Annotated in this window: 1 pseudogene; it reads left to right on the top strand. The window is 47.8% G+C overall.

The features are described from left to right. A pseudogene (locus DXA74_RS15500) lies at window positions 1-579 on the top strand (AAA family ATPase); the annotation flags it as partial.

Here is a 579-nt window from a genome sequence, read left to right as displayed (position 1 = left end):
GCAGCGTTGAAGAATGACGAGGTACTGAAGTATTCGGCATACCTGCCACCGAACAAACGGAAAATCCTCTATGTAGATACCGAGCAGAGCAAATACCATTGCCATAAGGTCATGGAGCGTATTTTGCGACTTGCCGGACTGCCTACCGACAAGGACAGGGACGATTTTGTTTTCATCGTGCTAAGAGAGCAGACCCCCGACAAGCGGAAACAGATTATCGGCTATATGCTTGAAAATATGCCCGATGTGGGGTTACTCATCATTGACGGAATCCGTGACTTGATGTATGACATCAACAGCCCCAGCGAATCAACCGACCTAATCAACCTCTTGATGCGCTGGTCAAGCGGATATAACCTGCATATCCATACCGTACTGCATTTGAACAAGGGGGATGACAACACAAGGGGGCATATTATTATCGGCTATATGCTTGAAAATATGCCCGATGTGGGGTTGCTCATCATTGACGGAATCCGTGACTTGATGTACGACATCAACAGCCCCAGCGAATCAACCGACCTAATCAACCTTTTGATGCGCTGGTCAAGTGGGTATAACCTGCATATCCACACCGTG

The sequence above is a fragment of the Bacteroides sp. OF04-15BH genome (genome assembly GCF_003477995.1).
Classification (GTDB): Bacteria; Bacteroidota; Bacteroidia; order Bacteroidales; family Bacteroidaceae; genus Paraprevotella.
Note: the sequence above shows the minus strand (reverse complement) of the source record. Positions and strands in the feature narration are given on the sequence as shown.